General features: G+C 47.7%; 15 protein-coding genes. 2 read left to right on the top strand and 13 right to left on the bottom strand.

Going from position 1 to position 18,452, the window contains the following annotated elements; genetic code table 11:
* Positions 1-59: 59 nt before the first annotated feature.
* From BBG47_RS21010 to BBG47_RS20985, 6 genes are all read right to left on the bottom strand, one after another.
* Positions 60-911: a PP2C family protein-serine/threonine phosphatase gene (locus BBG47_RS21010; protein WP_175400601.1), complete on the bottom strand. Its 852-nt coding sequence runs from the start codon at positions 909-911 to the stop codon at positions 60-62.
* Positions 912-925: 14 nt separating this feature from the next.
* Positions 926-1,447, bottom strand: a complete 522-nt coding sequence (locus tag BBG47_RS21005) for an FHA domain-containing protein (RefSeq protein WP_065293356.1) — start codon at positions 1,445-1,447, stop codon at positions 926-928.
* 64 nt (positions 1,448-1,511) lie between these two features.
* Entirely contained in the window at positions 1,512-2,090 is a 579-nt protein-coding gene (locus tag BBG47_RS21000) for an FHA domain-containing protein (RefSeq protein WP_065293355.1), read from the bottom strand.
* A 211-nt stretch (positions 2,091-2,301) separates the two neighbouring features.
* On the bottom strand, positions 2,302-2,757 hold the full coding sequence (locus tag BBG47_RS20995) for a J domain-containing protein (protein WP_065293354.1): 456 nt from the start codon (positions 2,755-2,757) through the stop codon (positions 2,302-2,304).
* A 151-nt stretch (positions 2,758-2,908) separates the two neighbouring features.
* Positions 2,909-3,334: a hypothetical protein gene (locus BBG47_RS20990; RefSeq protein ID WP_021255435.1), complete on the bottom strand. Its 426-nt coding sequence runs from the start codon at positions 3,332-3,334 to the stop codon at positions 2,909-2,911.
* A 131-nt stretch (positions 3,335-3,465) separates the two neighbouring features.
* Entirely contained in the window at positions 3,466-5,634 is a 2,169-nt protein-coding gene (locus BBG47_RS20985; RefSeq protein ID WP_028531936.1) for a hypothetical protein, read from the bottom strand.
* Between the two features lie 469 nt (positions 5,635-6,103).
* Between BBG47_RS20985 and BBG47_RS20975 the strand changes: the two genes are divergently transcribed.
* Entirely contained in the window at positions 6,104-8,158 is a 2,055-nt protein-coding gene (locus BBG47_RS20975; RefSeq protein ID WP_065293352.1) for a VWA domain-containing protein, read from the top strand.
* 248 nt (positions 8,159-8,406) lie between these two features.
* Here BBG47_RS20975 and BBG47_RS20970 read toward each other — a convergent pair whose 3' ends face one another.
* Entirely contained in the window at positions 8,407-9,354 is a 948-nt protein-coding gene (locus BBG47_RS20970; protein WP_065293351.1) for a serine/threonine protein kinase, read from the bottom strand.
* Between the two features lie 439 nt (positions 9,355-9,793).
* Between BBG47_RS20970 and BBG47_RS20965 the strand changes: the two genes are divergently transcribed.
* Complete coding sequence (locus BBG47_RS20965) at positions 9,794-10,546, top strand: class I SAM-dependent methyltransferase (protein WP_065293350.1); 753 nt, start codon at positions 9,794-9,796, stop codon at positions 10,544-10,546.
* Positions 10,547-10,763: 217 nt separating this feature from the next.
* Here the strand turns inward: BBG47_RS20965 and BBG47_RS20960 are convergent, their stop codons facing one another.
* The 6 genes from BBG47_RS20960 to BBG47_RS20935 form a co-directional block, all read right to left on the bottom strand.
* On the bottom strand, positions 10,764-11,708 hold the full coding sequence (locus BBG47_RS20960) for a VanZ family protein (protein WP_065293349.1): 945 nt from the start codon (positions 11,706-11,708) through the stop codon (positions 10,764-10,766).
* A gap of 317 nt (positions 11,709-12,025) precedes the next feature.
* Positions 12,026-12,730 carry a hypothetical protein gene (locus BBG47_RS20955; RefSeq protein ID WP_065293348.1) on the bottom strand — a complete coding sequence of 235 codons (705 nt, stop codon included), beginning with the start codon at positions 12,728-12,730 and terminating at the stop codon, positions 12,026-12,028.
* A 271-nt stretch (positions 12,731-13,001) separates the two neighbouring features.
* Positions 13,002-14,738, bottom strand: a complete 1,737-nt coding sequence (locus BBG47_RS20950; RefSeq protein ID WP_065293347.1) for a response regulator transcription factor — start codon at positions 14,736-14,738, stop codon at positions 13,002-13,004.
* A gap of 14 nt (positions 14,739-14,752) precedes the next feature.
* Entirely contained in the window at positions 14,753-16,483 is a 1,731-nt protein-coding gene (locus BBG47_RS20945; protein WP_065293346.1) for a sensor histidine kinase, read from the bottom strand.
* A gap of 37 nt (positions 16,484-16,520) precedes the next feature.
* Positions 16,521-17,399: a carbohydrate ABC transporter permease gene (locus BBG47_RS20940; protein ID WP_065293345.1), complete on the bottom strand. Its 879-nt coding sequence runs from the start codon at positions 17,397-17,399 to the stop codon at positions 16,521-16,523.
* A gap of 21 nt (positions 17,400-17,420) precedes the next feature.
* The gene (locus BBG47_RS20935; protein ID WP_065293344.1) at positions 17,421-18,326 is read right to left on the bottom strand and encodes an ABC transporter permease; all 906 of its coding nucleotides are present in this window, start codon (positions 18,324-18,326) and stop codon (positions 17,421-17,423) included.
* Between the last annotated feature and the right edge of the window lie 126 nt (positions 18,327-18,452).

The raw sequence follows: 18,452 nt of genomic DNA, 5'->3' as shown, positions 1-18,452 counted from the left end.
AAAGTGGTCGATTCGATCTGTCTCTCTCAGAAATCTACCGAAGCCAGGAACAGCAGGCTTCATGCGTTATCCACGATGACAATGGTCGCATTGTCTTGATTGATCAATCTCTTCTGTTCGATCGCTTCGATGATCTCCTCGGCTGCATCGTGAGGTGAAATCGGCTTGGACAGAATCTGCTCCAATTCCACTTCCGTCATCGTGTTGTACACCCCATCGCTGCAGAGAAGGATCCGGTCTCCCGGCTGCAGCTTGAACGGCTCGCTGCCAATCTCGATGCTCTTGAAATTCTCATATCCCAAGTAATTGATGAGCCGCCTCTTCATCGGGTGCTCCATCGCTTCTTCCCTTGTGATCTGCCCCGTTAAGCAGCGTTCCTGCAGCACCGACTCCAAGATATGACGTTCATTCATGCGGATGAAATTGTCATCCCGGAACACCATGATCATACTGTCGCCCACAGCCCCCCAGTATAGGAGATCATCCGCAATGACGGCAGCTACCAGCGTCGTTCCTCCAGGAGCGCCCTTCAAATTCCGCAAAATTTCCGTATTGCTTATCTTGGCCGCCTTCACGAAAAAGCTCTGGACTTCCCGAATATGCTCTAGCTTGAGAAACTCCCGAATAAATACGGTCACCGCGAGCGTGCTCGCCATTCTGCCGTGCGCCAGGCCGCTTATGCCGTCCGCAAGTACGGCGGCCGTACCGTGTGCGGTCGTGACGCTGGCGAAATAATCGTCCTGCTCCTCACGGGCGCCAATCGTCTGCCCATTGCCGATCGGCATGCCGGACGCTGCTGGCTCAAGGTTCACTGTATCCAGCAGCAGCCGGCGCCGCACACCCAGCAGAAGCAGAATTGCGGCAGTACAAGTCAACACGATCAGATACGGTACCCAATTCTGTACATCCATTGTGGTCATCATCCCTAACCCATATTGTGATTCCACTCGAAATGTATGCCGCAGAGCGGAATGAAGATAAATTTGCTGCGACCAAGCTGAATAACGTCATACGCTGCCAACTCCACCGGCGAATAAACGGCTTCTTCGTTGTGATAAGCAAGTCCTGAGGCATCTCCTGGCAACAGGTAGAAATTGCGCTTCTTCGGATCATATACGATTACCGCATGATTTCTGCGCGAGATGGCATTGTCGCCCAAGATGCGAATATGCATCTCCTCTGCGCGCCCGATAAAATTCTTCTCCGCCATAATCCGATAGTCCTGACCAAGCTGAGGGCCCTCAATGCATACGAGCCAGCCGGTTACCGGCTCGATGCCGGTCGTTTCCCCTAGGTATGGCATCGTCTTCTCATTGTCCTCCACGTGCGGCGGCCTCTTCACGTCCACATTCTGCGGCTGTTCCACCGATATGCTGCAATAAGGGCATATGCTGCCATGCTTCCTCGTACTGAACATGTGTCCGTTAGCGCATCTTGTCAGACTCATCTTTCTTCATTCCCCCGTCAATTTGAATAGTTCTCTTATGATCATGAAGTCAATATATCGTTCATTATTTCGCCAGTAACCGCGTGTTGGCAATGCTGATGACATCTCCGGAATGAATCCGGCATGGTTCCTCCGGTTCCAACTGATTCGCCTTTTTCCCCCCAGCTCTTCGAATGCCAACCCCGCTGCGGGAATCAAGATCCTCGATGAACCATTGGCCCGAGGCATAATTGAGCACCGCATGATGCTTGCTAATAAGCGACGCATATTCCGAATCCGACAGATCTATGTCAACCTCGCCTTCTGCACCGGTTTTGCCGATAAGCAAGGATGTTTCGCCGTGGATGTACCATTCCTTTACGCTCTCTCCCTCATCATTCAGGAGTACAAGCTTGGCAATGGTGTCGACTTCGTCCTGCCGGCCTGCTTCACGACTACCGGAACGCCGCGCCGCATACGCGATTATCGCGATCGCCAGAAGGACTCCGACCGCCGCCTTCAGGACGGGATCGATGTTCCATATGTACACATATAACAGAGCAGCAACCACAATGGCTGCAACCCCTATATCAATGAGCGCGATCCACCCGCTCTTTCGATTGGCATGACGGTGAACTTGATCGCTGCTATTTTGCTTACTCACATCTCATTCCTCCGTTGCTTCGCTCAACTCATGTGCATCCCTTTTATCAAAAAAAGCACCGTACCTAAAGCAAAACGATGGCTTTGCTAGCTTGTTCGGAGCTGTTCTCACATGTCACTCTGCCTCGTCATATTCGTCCGAAAATACCATACCGCGTGCGTATAGTCGCCGAAGCCGTACCCGAATTGCATAGGCAATCGGCAGAGCCACTCTATTTTTTCTTGTTCATACCGAAAAAGCGTTGGAACATCTCGGACGTATCTATCGGATTCCCCGCGTCCTTACCGCCGTTCTGCATTGGCTTCTTCGTTTTTGGATCAAAGCCGAAAAATCGCGCGAAATTGGCTTCCACGTTCCGTGGATCAAAATCCGCCCGTTCTCCTGCCGCTTTTCCAGAAGCTGCATTTCTCCCTCTTGAATGGGTAGATTGATGATTTCGTCCGGAGTCTCGCTCCATGCCACCCAACTTATCATCATAAGCCTTCCGTGCAGCCTCATCCTGAAGCACCGCGTAGGCTTCATGAATCTGCTTGAACCGTTGTTCCGCCTCGCTGCTTCCCCCATTTACGTCGGGATGATACTGCTTGGCGAGCCGCCGATATGCCTTCTTCAATTCTTCAGGCGATGCATGCCGCTGTACGCCCAGAAGTTCATAATAGTTCGTCATTCGCCTCGCCCCTGCCTTTCTAACGGTTTTCAACAAAATATTGCAATGGCTCTCATGAATTCCCCAGTGTACCGGATAAAAATATTAAGAGGCTGTAAGCCTCTTAATATTTGTTGTCCGCATTTCTGCCACCAGAACAGGTCGTACCTGCTTATACCGGGTAACCGCCGTCGATTGTAGCCAGTTCGGTTTTGTCTTTCTTTTGTTTGATGTACAGCGTGAATGTACCTACGCCTTCCGTGTCCCCGTAAGTTTCGGAGTAGTCAACCACGAATGCGTTCGGGAAATACACTTTGCGCACCACTTGATCCGCAGCGACAACCTCAAGCGTCACCTTGCGGTAGCAGTCCGCCTTCTCAGCAGGAACGAGCGACCACAATGCCAGCTTCTTCGTGTCGTCAGCGTTGTCACCGTCAGTCGCCGTGATAATTTTGCCGGAAATGCGCAGCGTCGCGCCCACGTCCGTCGATCTTGCGTTGGAATCGTTCGGTGTGTCCGTGTCATACACAACTTTCTGAATGTTGTCCATGCCGAGCTCGATCGTTTCTGCGCCTTCTACTCTAAGTATGAATCCCATGAATTTTGCCTCCTTGAATGAAAATAATTTAGGTTCCGCAAGCATGGAATGCTTACGGGATTTATGTTGGAAGGCGCGCTTGAAGCACGCCTCTAACATACGCTTCCATATGCCAGCCAAGCTTCTAATCATTAGGCTTTAACAGGCGTAGTGCCCTTCGTGATCATGACTTCGAGATTCTTCACATTGCCGTTGAACACAAGATCGATATGGCATAGATTGCTCTTGTCGTCTATCACATAGGACATGTCATCCCCGTCTTGAATGATCGAGTTGACAAAGCCGCGCGTACCAAGCCACTTGCTCCTTTGGCTGCTCGGATTATTGCTAAAGAATTTCACGATGTTCTCATGCTTGAAGTCACCCGTCTGGAAGCGGAGAATCCGCTCGATATAGGTGCTGACAAGCGTTTTGTATATGGAATCGAAGCCATTCTCGGTCAATGCCATGCTTCTGGCCTTGTATACCGTGATTCGCTTGATGTCTTTATCCTGAAGCTGCGCATTCTCGGAAGAGAAGACGAAGCCAAAGTTTTTATAGTTGATCGCGTCTTTGATGTTGTTCGTAAATCCAGTAATCTCCTTCGCCATCGTCGTAACCGCGCGCAGCGCATGGTCGCTTGCTTCAATATCGAAGCGTACGCCCGGATAGTCACGGCTGACGTTCTTGAACGATTCGCGCAAATATTCCGGACACTGATAGGCAGCAACGACCCCGGCAGCAACATAAGCGGCGCCTACGTACACGCCCTCGATCCACAGCTTCAAGATGTCTTCCTTATCTTGGGACAGCTTGACGCCGTCCTCCGTGTGGAGCATGCGGCTATCGATGACAACGCCGGACTTATCCTTCGGAATAATGGTGAAGTTCGGGATGCATGGAATGGCGAACTCGCTGTATTCCTTGCGAACCATGCTACTGCACTTGTCGATATACTTATCGAGACCGGTGGTTGCCAGACTGTTGAAGGTCGTCTCTTCTCCAGATTCGAAGTTGAAGAATACCTGCACCTTATAGTCCTTCACGACTTGCAGGAGCATCGACAGCGATTCCATCGTGTTGCCCTCCTGCTTCACGGTCTTGCCGTTGCCGCGGAAGCGTTCGCGGGACACCTTCACCTTGCCGGCCGATTCCAACTCGACGGACGGCACAATCCCGAACCAGATCGTGTCGGAGAATTCATTCTTCGAGTTCACCGTGTTCAGATACGTCTCCAAGCGCGGAATATTGCTGCTCTTCACGGTCATATCCAGCTTCGCGTTCGTGATGAGCATGGACGGAAGCATTCCCTTGTTCTTGGTCGCATACTGATCGAAGAACATCCGTACGCCCAGTATCTTCTCCACGAGCGGCTTGACTGTTTTTACAAAGTCATCCTTCGCATTCTTGTAGAACTCCAAATACGTATTATAGTTTTGTACTTCCGTCTCCGTATCGACCTCGTTATGTACCGCTGGCAGCGGACAGAATGTACGCACTACCAAATCCTTCACGTAAGAAGACGGCGTCTCTGTAATGGATTCATAATCTTCGCCGAACACGTTCGAAAGCTCGGTACCGCTGTTGTCATCCAAGAGCATCAGCTCGGTATTATCGCTCTTCGGCGCTTCAATGATCTTCAATTCGCCCGACTCACCGATCGTCAGCATGCCGATTTGGATCGCCTCAGCTTGATTCTCCTCCCGCGAGCCGCCCAGCAAGAGCCGTGTCTTGATATCTTCAATCGCGAGCGGCAGCATTGCCATCACGTTGTTGTAATTTTTGCTGGCGTCCTCGAACATCCCGTTCAGCTTATCGCCCAAATCAAGCTTCTTCGGATCCCCTTCATCCAGCTTGTCATACTGGCCGTACAAGTAATGGATTTCCTTGCGCACTTGGCGAATATCGTCCATCACCTTCTTCGGCGAAATCATGTCGAGCAAATTCTCGAACTTGAAATCGACGTTCGTAATTCCCTGACTGCGCTTCGTATCGATCAAGGTGAACAGCATTTTCAGAAAATCATTGTTCTGGTCGATCTTAATTTCTGAGATGCAATCCTCCGCGATTCCCTCCGGCTTCTTCAGCGTATACATCACTTTCTGATTGGCTGCATTGTAGAACGAATACACGCTCGGAGAGAACTTGTCGAGGAACTCATCGAAGCTCCGAACAAGCAGATGCTCGTTCACTTCCTTGATCTTGTCGTCACTGAGGCTGTCGATTCCTTTGACATCGCCTACGATGGTCAGCAGGTCCAGCATTTCCGGGTTAATCTCCTCGAAAAGCATGGCTCGGTTCGTTTGACTGATAATGTCCATAATGTCAGCACAAAAAACGGCAACCAACTTGGCTTACGCTTGAACGCATACGCTAGGACTGGCTTGCACGACTTTATGCTTCCTCCTCTCTATTTCGTTGCAATAGTCTTCTCGCACTAGACATGCAAGAGAAATCATACCTTCGCAAATACAGTTTTCTATAATTTGGGTGATTAGTTCTATTTAAATCTTAGAGAGAACATCCCAAATTTGTCAATATTATTTATTTGTCGCTCAAATTCGCTATAAATCCCCTTTATTTACCCAAATCAAGAAAAAAATTTGTCGTTATCCCTTCACTTTTTGGTACTTATTTCCGATGATTTGAGATAGGATGACAGTACCAACTGCCCAGTATCCCAGACACCATTCCTCCTTTTCCCAAATATTTCGGTAGAATCTAACAAATACTTTATATCGCAGCAAAAAATATTTATATTTTTTGTTAAAAGGTGGGTATATAGCTTTTATGTGTAGACGAAATATTTTCAAATCTATGATTTTCCTGCTTACGACCTGCTTGTTATTCCTAACGTCATCAGCCCTAATACCTATCCACACCCTAGCTCAGGCCGATTCGGCACAAGGAATCGATGCCGTATTCGTCATGGACGTCAGTTATTCCATGAACGAGACCGACAAGGAAGGCATTGCGTCGGAAGTCGTCAATATGTTCATGGACATGAGCGATTCGGAGCGCACGCGTATTGGGTTCGTGGCCTATAACGACAGAATCGTGGCCTCGGAGCCGCTAACTTCGCTTGCTGAGCCCGGGCAGAAGGAGAAGCTGAAGCGTCAGATCAGCAGCTTGCGCCGCTATGGGTATACGGATCTAGGCCTCGGATTGAAGAAGGGAGCCGAAATCGCTGGTAAAGGTAATGGCCAAGGCCATAAGCCTTTCATTATTCTGCTGTCCGACGGAGGCACCGACTTCGGCAATGCTTACACGGGCCGAACGATCGCCGACTCGAACCAAGACGTAGAGCGCGTCATTCAGCAGGCGAACAAGCAGGGATACCGTATTTACACCATCGGCCTGAATCATGACGGCTCGGTGAATGAGAAGCAGCTGAAGACCATTGCCGCAAAGACCGGAGGCACTTCGTATATTACGACCAGCGCAGAGGAGCTGCCTGATATATTCAACCGCATTTTCGCCGATCAAATCCAATCGGTTCTCGTTCCGATCGCCGCGTTAACTGCGACTGGAGGCATGCAGGAAGTAAAGGTTCCTCTTCCGAACTCCAGCATGTCAGAGGCGAATCTCATTCTGTTGTCTCAGAGCCCATTGCTGGAGTCTCAGCTCTATAACAGCACCAAGAATGCGCGATTCTATAAATCCGGCAAATATACGTTGATGAAGATTCCCGAGCCGCGCAGAGGCGAGCTGCTATTGAAGTTCAGGGGAATGACAGGCGATGTTGTAAAGGTGAACCTGCTTGGCAGCTATAACATGCGAGCAGGCGGGGAATTGACCTCCAAGGAAGCGACGAAAGGACTGCCAACAGCCTTCGCGGCTCGCTTGTATTCCCTGTCGAACAAGCAGCCATTGGAAGATAAGGATGTATACATGGACGTACAGGCAGAGCTTGTTATCACCAATCGTCAGACGAAGCAGAAAGAACGCGTGCAGATGACGAACAACGGGACAGGCTTCTCGGCGGAGCATCGCTTCCGGACATCAGGGAAATACGACTGGACTGTCGTCATGAATGGGCCTCATTTCTTCAGAGAAACCGCAGGCAGCATGCTCGAAATCGTCAATAAAGCGCCGGTATTGTCCGGACAGAATCAAATTGGCATCGTGAAGGAAGATGGCGAGGCGAAGCTGAATTTCGGGGATTATTTCACCGATCCGAACGGAGATGAATTGACGTACAAGATTGTCTCGCGCGATCATGAAGACCGAATGAAGGCACGTATCGAAGGGGCGGCGCTCTACCTGTCCCCGCTGCATTCCGGCTCTTCGGAAATAACCGTAACGGCAACCGACCCTGAGGGGGGAACAGTTACTGGAAAGCTGTACGTGCAGATTTCTTCGGTGTGGGAACGTTATTGGATTATCGGGGGCTGTGCGTTGGCTGCATTGATAGCCTTATTCGCACTATACATGCTGCTGCGTCCAAAGCCGACGTTCACTGGGAGACTGGAAGGGTACTTCTTAAATACGGCAAGCGGCAACGAGGTTCCCGTTAAATACTGGCCACTCACTTCCTTCGGCAAAACGCGGAAGGTGAGCCTCCAACAACTGTTTGCCCGCCTGGATGTGAATGAGCCATTGCCGGAAGCCGCCCATATCCTGTTCGAGGCTGGCAAGAACGGCACGCTCCGAATCAAGCACCGTACCAACTGTACAGTAGCGAAGGGACGTACACCTGTTAAGCCGAACGATACGGTAACGCTTGAATACAATGATAAGCTGTACATTACGTTCGAGGATGGGTTAACGGAGATCGAGCTGCGCTATAAAGCTGTTAAACAGGGCGCTGTATCGTATGCAGATCCGTCTGCAATGTCACGTTAAATGAAATTGGCAATCGGCAGGGGCAATGGAAATAGAGCAGGCTCCCGATTCAGCAGAACCTAGATTTCAATAAGTAAATAAAGAGGAGGCTGTCCAACATCGGACAGCCTCCTCTTTATTTATTAATAAGGCATCGTCATGCCATGTTGCGCTTTATGCAGCAACTCTATAAATGCCACCTAGCACACTATATTGATGTAAATCGTACAACATGACCTGTTGCAAACGTAGTTGCACCCATCCTGCTTCTAAGCCTGCTTGCGATCATCCTGCTGCCGCGGCTTGGGCTTGCCGAGCAAGCGCTCAACCATTGCCAGCAGAATTCGTTCCGCATGCAGCGCGGCCTTCATCTGCTTCATGGAAGCATGCCTCTTATCTGGGCGAACCGCTAGTCCCTTGCGAATAGTGCGCTCCATCAGCGGGCTGACGCTGCGGTTTAGGCTTCTGACCGATTCCAGATTATCCTGGAACAAGCGCCTAGTCACATCATTCGGCGTGCGGCCGCTTAGGCAAAAATACATCGTAGCTGCAAAGCTGTATACGTCGGACGTGATTCCCTGCTGCGATTTTTCGGAATAGAATTCAAGCGGCGAATATCCTGTGCTCGTAAAAATCCGATGACCCGTCTTCTCATAGTATATAGCAGAACCGAAATCGAGCAGCTTCGGCTGACCGTCCTCTCCAATGATAATGTTCGCTGGCTTGATATCGCGATGAATGATGCCTTGCGCATGGACATATTCAAGCGCAGATGCAAGCGGCAGTATCGTATCGCGCAGGAAATCGGCCACGGAAACAAGCCTGCCTTCTTCAACAAACCGCTCAAGCGAGATGCCCTTGCAATACTCCATTATCATATAATGCGTCCCGTTCTCCTCAAAATAATCCACAAGGCGAACGATGTTCGAGTGGCTCAATTGCTGCAGCATCTGCGTTTCCATCAGGAAGGCCTCCCGCAGCTCATCATACTGCCGTTGAACAGAGGGTACACGGCACAGCACGGTTCGCTTGTCCAGATCGCGAAGAGCTACCTGCCTCGGGTAGAACTCCTTCACGATGACCGCCGCTCCGTCCTCCAGCTTCCGTCCCGCATATACATTGGCCAGCTCGCTGCAAGCGATTACTTTCTTCACTTTATAGGAATGATGAAGCACAACATTTCGATTCAAACAAATGCCAGCATAATCCGGTTTCACGGTTTCCTCCAAAAGCTCTGGCCTGACTGGGACGTGGGAGTTGCATCGTCCAGCAGCAGACACGTAGTATCTATTATTGTAACACGATACCCAATATTTTCTATATGAGATTTATATGGTTTATCGAATTCTATGAGATAACGACCAAGAGAGATAATGCTTTGACCTGCAATCTTTTCCCATGATATAATTCGGTCATTCTTTCCAATGAGGTGAAATGGATGTCATTCCGCAACGTTCGAGGTATGTAGGTTCCGAGCTGGGTCAAAACGCGTACCAGCTATCAAGGGGATAGTCTGCCCTTTTGAGCCTAACGGAACCAGAGAGCCGCGCAACGAAATGGAATCCATTCAGAAGGATATGCAGTTGTACAGTTCCTACCGTTCTGACAACTCGTATGCCCCATTAATTTCACATACTATTGGAAGGCGGAATCAACATGAACTCTTTCGATTACAAACAATTTTATGATCAAGTAGGCAGGCTGAACGGTTGGGATTTCAGTCAAGTGAAATCAACTACAGAGGGGACGAATTGGGAGCTATTCCATGAGGCTGGCAAGCTGTGCGCCAAGTCGGACATCCTGCTCGACATCGGTACAGGTGGCGGTGAATCTGTGCTGCCGATCGCAGGTCAAGTGCTTCTGCTCGTTGGAATCGATGCTTCTGCAAGCATGGTCTGTACGGCACAAGCGAATCTGGCAGCAGCTCAGAAATCCAATGTTCGCTTTATGCAAATGAACGCAGAGCAGCTCATGTTCCCAGATCGACACTTCGACATCATCACTTGTCGACATTCTGAATTCAATGCCGCAGAAGTTGCCAGGGTATTGACGGACGATGGCGTATTCCTTACCCAACAAATCAGTGAAGGCAACAAGCTCAACCTGAAGCAGGCATTCGGCAGAGGACAAAGCAACGGCGTTGAATCCGGCACCTTGCTGCGTCGATATCTGAAAGAGCTTCGCGAAGCTGGATTCATGAATATCCAATCCTATGAAATCAATCTGACACAGTATTATCAGACCGAAGAAGATCTGATGTTCATCCTTACACATACGCCAACGATACCGAACTTCGGGCAATTCGAGGACGATATGCGCATTTTCAAGCAATTCGTTGCCACCAACATGACAGACAAGGGCATTCCTACGAATGAACAACGGTTCGCCATCGTTGCAAGAAAGCATTAATCCATCATACGAATTGAGCGATGAATGATTCTTATAGACCATCCTTGCGCATGTAGGATTATTTAATGGTAACTGTCGCACTTCATATACAATTCGTCATATAAATTAAAGCAGCCAAGGGATTCGTCCCCTGGCTGCTTATTTAGATCGGCGAGCTTCTATCGATGTACAATCTAGTCATGATTCACCTTATCTTGTACAGCATTCGGATTTCGCCTTATTGCTCGCGCTTTTCCCAGCTCCAATAATATTTCATCTCTCTAAACGCAACATCCCACACCGTTTCATTTCCTTCAATGGTTATCGTTAGCTCATTTGCCTTTTCGAGATAAACTGTGAATATTTCCGGCTCATGGCGTTCTGCAGACGCAGACAGGAACTCATGTCCATCAACGGTAACACTTATTCTCCCCTGCAGCTCCTTCTGATCGGGAACTCCATAAAACAAGGAGAGATAAAGCTCCTTATTGCCTAACGCATACGTATATGTTTCCCTATTTTTGCCTTCGATACTATAGACATTATATTTGGGTTCTATGGTTTGATCGCCAATTTTGAAACAGTATGGTTTTGTGCCCGTTGATGTATTTCCGGTGCTGTCTATCAATTCATTCAACGCCACAAAGGGGCCCATTTCATGGATGAACGCCTTGTCAACAATCCCGAAGCTCCCCCAAACCACGGTCATAAGGACAACAATGGAAATGCTCGTGGCGGCTATATTTTTTCGGATATTCTCTGTACGAAAGCCAAGTTTGTACGCCCAGAATCCGATTGCTGCGCCTAATGAGTTTTCTATTACGTCGTTAATATCAAAGCTGCCAAGCAACGTTAGTGCCTGAATCGTTTCAATCATGAGGATGGACAGGATGAATAATGCAATGAATCGAACAAAGCCCGTTCGATATAACAACGGAATCAAAATGCCAAAAGGAATGAAAGCTGCGATGTTTCCAATAGACACAAAGTCCATCAGAGTAGGATGTAGAAGATCTGATACACTTGGCAGCCTAAAAAAACTGTCCGGTATAAGAATAAAGGTGTAACCATCCTTTTGATCTATGGTACCTACTCTACCGAAAGCTAGAAATATAAAATAAAGAATCAAAAATGTATAGCATATGGTTATGCCCAACATCATCTTACGCTGCTGTTTAGTCATGGTTTACTCTCCTTTATAGGCGATTATCGAAATAGAAGCAGCGTCAAGCGCCTTCGCCACCGGCCCGCCTTTGCCGTATATTTCAGACAGATGCTCGATGTTTAAAATATCCATTGTCAAACCTCCATAGCTATGCTGATGGATATCATTTTATCTGTCTAAAATGACTTTCAAGTGACAGTGAAGGTGACAATTTAGTCACTTACGGAGCGGAGATAAATCACTTTTTACTGTATATGAATCTCCTCAATTACTTGTATAAAATAAAAGCAGCCAAAGGAATTTATCCCCTGGCTGCTATCTTACGTCCTATAAACTTACCGATAAGTCACCGTTGAACCGCAATACTCACAAGTTGAGGTGGAGCTAGGAGATACGCTCGTTTGTGCGCCGCAGCTAGAACATGCAATCATTTTCGGTAGCTGTGGTGCAGTCTGTGGTACAGTCGAACTAGCTGCTGCTTCCATTTCTGCACGACGAATCGGCTGCGCTGGAGGTTCCTCAACGATCTCCTCAATTGTTGGCGCATACGAAGGCATTGGCACAGGCTCCTGTTCGAAATAAGCTAGATGCTCTCTTCTAAAGCGCTCCTGTGATCTTTTCTCCAATCCTGATGCTGCCCACCAGAGCAATACCCCCGGTGTGAAAAAGAGCAGCGCAAAAAGAGCAGCCAACATGAACTTATCTCCTTGCGTCGACCAGTTCACGATCATACCAAACCATACGATCCCATATAAGAACATAAGAAATCCTCCTGCAAATCGCAGGAATGATTGGAAGGCCATGCTAGGCGGATTAAGCCCTAGCTGTCGCAATTGCTCGCGTTCATCTGCTTTTTTCTTCATACTGCCTCCAATTTTTCGGAGCACCAATCCAGGAAGAAGAAATACAAGCAGACATACCATTAGATAATCCTTCGTAAACATAGATCGATCCATAAGCATCCCAAGGATACTGAGTATAAGCGCAAATATGAGAAAACCGCCGCAAAATTTCAAAAAAGAACCGATCTTTCCCCTCATTCCGCCAAACCTCCTATCACCAAACCATTACATTCTGTATATTTCGTATCCGATAAAATGGCATTCCGATTCATATGGCCCGCCATTTACGGGCATATAACACTCATTATAAATAACATCCACTGGAGAGGCCAACCTAATTGTGGAAAAAGAATTGCTGAACAAAAAGAAATAGACCTCCAGCCAAGCTTGCCATGACTGAAGGTCTAGAGAACTTGCGAACTTCACTTGCCGCACTGCTGGACAATCTCTACGCTCTAGCTCTAGGGCTCTAAGACATTCCCTCCCTGACGTTCTTCTCTTGCAGCTTCATCCGATATTCAAGCGGTGTCATCTGATTCTGCTTCTTGAAGAAGCGAATGAAGGCCAGTGCAGAATTATAACCAAGTGCGGACGCGATCTCATTGACCCTCTTCGAGGTATTGAGCAGCCATTCCTTTGCCTGCAGATTGCGATAATCATTGATGTAATCGGATATACCGATCCCTGTCATTTGCTTATATAGTCTAGATAAGTAGGAAGGATTCAACCCTACCTCGTTCGCAATCGCAATCAGCGAGATATCACGGGTTAAATTATTGGCAATGTAACGATGAACTCGCTTGATCAGTTCACCTGGAACTTGTTCTTCTCTTCCTTCTTGCCGCTCGAACAAATGATCAGCGAGTTCCCAGAAATATTTCTTCATATCAAGCCATGTGAATGACTCCTTCTTCTGGTACAAGAAACTAATATCCATCTTCGCGCCGACTTCTTGCTTCAACTTCGGATTCTCTCCTAAATGGGACAGGAACAGCGCCGACAAGGAATGATACAACGCCATCTTCCGAGCATAGCTGCTCTCCTCCTCATTGTTCCAATCCTTTGTAATGCGCAGGAACAATTCATAGAACTCCTTGCGATGATTGTTCTCCAGACATTTCAGCAGCAGTTGAATTCGGTTATGTTGAAAGTAATCTTGCGTATCCGTGCCATCCCCACACTCCTGCATTTGCATAATATCGGAATCCGTCAAAATAACCTCGTTAGGCAGCCGCTCCCCCGACACGAAGCAATACTTCAGCATCTGGAATCGTTCTGCTACATTCGCCCATTCCGTCGATGTACTGCTGAGTGCGAAGGATACCGTTACTTGCAGAAGACGCTGACAGGTCTGTTGAATCATGCCCATAACTCCGTTCAAGCGAGCCTGTGATGACTTCCACACTTCCGACTCGGACATCACATCTTCATTAGACTCATAACTGGAGTAGGAGTAGCTATGATTGCCGTCTTGCGTCATTCGCGGCTGCAGCAGCCATACAAGCTTGGAATGCTCGAATGGGCAGGAGAAGCATTCCATATACGGGGTGACATACTCCTCGACGATATTCTGAACGCCATACAGCAATAAGGATTTATCAAGTGAACTGAAGGAATTCTTCCAAGCATCCACCTTGCCAACCACCATCATGACAGGCAGATCGGCACGCAGCGGAATATCATATTCTTGAAAATGACGCTCAATCCCTCTCAGCATCTCCGCCTTGCCCTCTAGAAGCTCCCACACATATTCTCTCTGCAGCAGCGGCAGCGCCTGCCGCATCCGATAATGCGCCTGCTCCAGCCTGCGCATCTGCTCACATTCCTTGTTAAGCTGAGCAATGGCCCGTTCAACGGCAGCAACAATCTTCTCATCGCTCTCAATTTTCAAGATATAGTCGAACCCGCCAAGAACCATAGCACTTTGCACATACTGGAAGTCATTATAGCCCGTCAAGAAAATCACTTTACAGTTCGGCCAACTCTGCTTAATATTTCGAAGCAGCTCAATCCCTTCGAGGCCAGGCATTTTAATATCAGAGATAACAATATCTATGGGCGAAGCGGACCTACGCATCATATCCAATGCCTCTTCACCCGAATACGCTTTCAAAATATCGAGCTCAAGATGTTCCATGCCCTGAAATAACTCCAGCAAACCATCTACAATAATAGGCAAGTCGTCCACGATGAGCATTCGTCGCATGCCGATCTCCTCCTTTATTCAAGCCCAAGATGTATACGTACCTTCAGTCCGCCAAGTTCAGAACGCGACAATTTCAATCCATATGAATCTCCGTAGCGAAGCTGTATCCGTCTGTGTACATTAATTAGCCCTGTCGTCTCATCGATGTGATTGGTACAATTGGCAAGGCGATTGCACAGCTCATTCAGCTTCTCATCGTCTAAGTCATCTCCATTATCTTCAACACTGATCACAACTCCATCTTCAACCTGTTCGCTGTGAACCCACAACTCTCCTGCTCCACGCATATTGCCGAATGCATACTTATAGGCATTCTCAATGATCGGCTGCAGCACAAGACGCGGTACACGTATTGGCTGGCTCTCGATGTCGAGGAACACTTGAATCCGATCCCCGTAGCAGATCGATTGCATCTCCACATAGGTCGAGGAATGCTTCACTTCCATCTCTAGCGGAATTTCATCTTCATCGTTCCGGGTAATGAAATGAAAATACTCGCCGATATACAAGCAGAATTGGTAGGCCTTCTCTTTGTCCTCCGACTTAATAAGCCGGCACAGTACAAAGAAGCAATTGTACAAGAAATGGGGATTGATTTGCGATTGAAGCCGCTTCAGTTCCGAGCGCTGGCTTCGAATTTGCTGCTCGTAGTTCTGTTCAATGAGTGTTTTCAACGAGTGCACGGTATCATTGAACGCCTGATACAAATATCCGAACTCATCATGACCGCGATCAATCGGAACAGGCGTCAAGTTCAGCTGCTTCACCCGCCTGAACGCATGAATGAGCTTCATGAGCGGTCGATACATGAGCTTCATCAAGGAGTAAGAGAAAAACAGCGCTGCCACAACAGCCAATCCACATGCCCACCAGAACCATTGCCGATACTTCTGAATCGGCCCCAGAACGGTTGATTCCGGTATGCAGGTTACAGAGTAAGAACTCCAAACGGCAGAATACTTGTAAACAGTCAAATATCTCTCTCCGTCATACTCTACGATGTCGTAGCCTTCGCGCTTCTCTTCCTTCCATTTCTGTTGAATAAACTCCTTCATTGAATCGTACAGTGTCGATTGCTCATTGCTGCGAATATCCCATCCGTGCTCTACATTCAGCAGCATCGTCTCTCCATTCAGAGAGCCCGCAATCTGATCGAGTGCTTCCTTGATCTTCCTAACGGACAGCTCTGCACCAACTAAATAGATTGGATCCTTGAAAGTAGTCGTCGGGTATTGCAGGGTAATAAACAGTCGATCGTTCCAGTATATGAACGGCTTGCTGTAGAAAGGACTCTCATGCTGCATGGCAGAAAATTCCCCTCGATTGAGCGTCGTATCATATTGCTGACTGAGCAGCGTACGATCAATTTTCGGTACGTATGCCTTGACTTCGCGAATAAACGGACTCGAATTCTTCATGAGCTCCAAACGCTTCTGAATAAGCGTAATGTTGTTGGCCCGCTCATAGTCAGTCAGATCCATTCCTAATGCCGCCAACTCCAGCAAATCGTTGTCTGTTACATAGTTCGGCAAGTAACGGATAATTCGTTCGACTTCCTTATCGAGCGAGTCGAGGTAGAAGCTTGTCGTATTTAAGGTAGAACGCGATACTTCCCGCTGAATGCTATTAGCTCCCCGCTCATTGATGAATAACGTAATCATCATGAGGGGGAGCAATACGATTAGAAATACAGCCATGATCTTCATGAAGATGGAAGAGTCTTTTAAGCGGAATAATAGTTTCATCGTATTTTCTCCCTACATTTGGAGGTTTCGGCTACTATTATTCTTTGACACTTCCCATTACAATTCCTTTAATGAAGAATCGCTGTAAGAACGGATATATAATTAGAATTGGGAATGCAGCAACGAAGATCTGAGCTGCCTTACTTGTACGGTCAGACAGCTTCTGCATTAATTCAATTTCTTCAGGCTTCAGGTAGCGCAAGTCCATTTTAATAATGATCGACTGCAGGAACGTTTGCAATGGATATTTCTCAGGATGACTCATCAACAGCATACCGTCGAACCAGCTATTCCAATGCCATACGACCGTAAAGAGTCCTGTCGTTGCCAATGCCGGAACCGATAGCGGGGCGTAGATTTTCCACAACGTTGTGAAATGCCCTGCACCATCAATCTTCGATGACTCCTCCAACTCCTTCGGTAAGCCGCGGTAGAAGTTAAGCAACAGAATAATGTTGAATACTTGAACTGCATTGGGAAGTATCAAAGCCCAGATCGTATCCATAATACCAACCGCTTTCACGGTCATATACCATGGAATTAAGCCGCCATTGAACAGAATGGTGAATACGAATATCCATACATAAATCGTTCGCATCCGGAACTGTGAAGTTTCTTTGGATAATGGGTATGCGGTCATGATCGTTAAGAACATGCTGAAGGCCGTACCCAATACGGAACGCTCAACCGTAACCCAGAAAGCCCGCAGGTATTCTGGTCTGCCGAATACGTTCTGATACGCCGCAGTCGTGAATTCCACCGGCCAGAGCATGACCTTGCCTGCAGATGCCGCAGAACCTGAACTGAATGATACGGCTAATATATGAACAAGTGGCATGAGACATAATATCGAAATGAAGGCTAGAAATAGAACATTGAATCCGAGAAAGACTTGTCGGCCTAACGACTTTTTCATAACGATGATCGTCCTCCTTGACTAGAATATGCGGTAATTGGCGAAGCGATAGGCCATGACATACGAAACGGAAATCAGAATAAAGGAAACAGCTGACTTCAGCAGTCCAACTGCTGTGGCAAATCCATACTGCGATTCCACGACACCCATTCGATAGACGAACGTATCGATAATATCTCCGCTCTCATATACCTGCGGGCTATACAAGTTAAAGATTTGGTCAAATCCAGCATTCAATACGTTACCGATACTGAGCGTAAGCATGAGTACGATAATCGGCAGCATACCCGGCAAGGTAACATATAAGGTCTGCTTCCAACGTCCAGCCCCATCAATCTCTGCAGCCTCATACAACGCTGGATTAATGCCTGTAAGCGCCGCCAAATAAATGATCGTCCCGAAGCCAAATTCCTTCCATACGTCTGTAACGACCATGATATAAGGGAACCAATTATTGTCCCCCAAGAAGAAGATAGGCTTGATGCCAAACAACCCCAGCAATTGATTCAAAACCCCGGTAGACGGAGACAGTACATCTATGACTATACCGCTAAGCAAGACCCAAGATAAGAAGTGCGGCAAGTAGACCAAAGTCTGAAACGTCCGCTTCACCCATTCCTTGCGTAGCTCGTTCAGGAGAATCGCAATCGTGATGGGAACAATTAGACCAGCGATAATTTTCATCGACGCGATATAAATCGTATTGAAGAAGATGCGTCCGACATCTGGATAATCCAACAGGAACTTAAAGTTCTTCCATCCCACGAATGGTGATCCCAGCAATCCCTTCGTCGGGATATACTTCTGGAATGCCATCATAATGCCCGCCATCGGAATGTAACTAAACACAATGATAAGAATCAGTGCGGGAATGAGCATCAAATGCAGCTGCCATTCTCGCTTCCACATCCGAGATAATTGATTCATTCAGCTCCACCTACTTGTAGTTATAATTTATAAAGAAGAGAGTACCTCATATCTAATAAGAACTATCTTCATTGTAGTCTCAGGGCAAATCCCATACCATATACTGGTCTTTACTTCTATATACAA

The sequence above is a fragment of the Paenibacillus sp. KS1 genome, from assembly GCF_001680695.1.
Classification (GTDB): Bacteria; Bacillota; Bacilli; order Paenibacillales; family Paenibacillaceae; genus Paenibacillus_B; species Paenibacillus_B suaedae.
Note: the sequence above shows the minus strand (reverse complement) of the source record. Positions and strands in the feature narration are given on the sequence as shown.

Excerpts from the sequence above, each read along its gene's own strand:
- BBG47_RS21010 (WP_175400601.1), bottom strand. The coding sequence starts at position 911 with ATGGATGTACAGAATTGGGTACCGTATCTGATCGTGTTGACTTGTACT.
- BBG47_RS21005 (WP_065293356.1), bottom strand. The coding sequence starts at position 1,447 with ATGAGTCTGACAAGATGCGCTAACGGACACATGTTCAGTACGAGGAAG.
- BBG47_RS20995 (WP_065293354.1), bottom strand. The coding sequence starts at position 2,757 with ATGACGAACTATTATGAACTTCTGGGCGTACAGCGGCATGCATCGCCT.
- BBG47_RS20990 (WP_021255435.1), bottom strand. The coding sequence starts at position 3,334 with ATGGGATTCATACTTAGAGTAGAAGGCGCAGAAACGATCGAGCTCGGC.
- BBG47_RS20985 (WP_028531936.1), bottom strand. The coding sequence starts at position 5,634 with ATGGACATTATCAGTCAAACGAACCGAGCCATGCTTTTCGAGGAGATT.
- BBG47_RS20975 (WP_065293352.1), top strand. The coding sequence starts at position 6,104 with ATGTGTAGACGAAATATTTTCAAATCTATGATTTTCCTGCTTACGACC.
- BBG47_RS20965 (WP_065293350.1), top strand. The coding sequence starts at position 9,794 with ATGAACTCTTTCGATTACAAACAATTTTATGATCAAGTAGGCAGGCTG.
- BBG47_RS20960 (WP_065293349.1), bottom strand. The coding sequence starts at position 11,708 with ATGACTAAACAGCAGCGTAAGATGATGTTGGGCATAACCATATGCTAT.
- BBG47_RS20955 (WP_065293348.1), bottom strand. The coding sequence starts at position 12,730 with ATGAGGGGAAAGATCGGTTCTTTTTTGAAATTTTGCGGCGGTTTTCTC.
- BBG47_RS20950 (WP_065293347.1), bottom strand. The coding sequence starts at position 14,738 with ATGCGACGAATGCTCATCGTGGACGACTTGCCTATTATTGTAGATGGT.
- BBG47_RS20945 (WP_065293346.1), bottom strand. The coding sequence starts at position 16,483 with ATGAAACTATTATTCCGCTTAAAAGACTCTTCCATCTTCATGAAGATC.
- BBG47_RS20940 (WP_065293345.1), bottom strand. The coding sequence starts at position 17,399 with ATGAAAAAGTCGTTAGGCCGACAAGTCTTTCTCGGATTCAATGTTCTA.
- BBG47_RS20935 (WP_065293344.1), bottom strand. The coding sequence starts at position 18,326 with ATGAATCAATTATCTCGGATGTGGAAGCGAGAATGGCAGCTGCATTTG.